Raw genomic sequence first — 263 nt, 5'->3', positions numbered from 1 at the left:
ATTTATGGGTTTAAAAAGCGGTATTTTAATTGGTGGTATTTTACTGCTTACTGTACTGGGTACGTTTATATTTATGAAGTTGTTTGCCATCGACTTGCAACGCATATCGCTTGGAGCACTTATTATTGCCCTAGGGATGCTGGTTGATAACGCAATAGTTGTAACCGAAGGGATACTAATAAACCTTAAACGTGGGCAAACAAAACTCAAAGCGGCGGTTAATATTGTTGAGCAAACAAAATGGCCCTTACTAGGTGCAACAG

General features: G+C 39.2%; 1 protein-coding gene. It reads left to right on the top strand.

The window, feature by feature from the left end:
* The coding region (locus AAEY83_RS16065; RefSeq protein WP_351060585.1) for an efflux RND transporter permease subunit at window positions 1-263 on the top strand (263 nt) is incomplete at both ends.

Source organism: Psychrobacter sp. TB20-MNA-CIBAN-0197 (assembly GCF_040309765.1).
GTDB lineage: Bacteria > Pseudomonadota > Gammaproteobacteria > Pseudomonadales > Moraxellaceae > Psychrobacter > Psychrobacter submarinus.
This window is presented reverse-complemented; position numbering and strand designations above follow the sequence as displayed.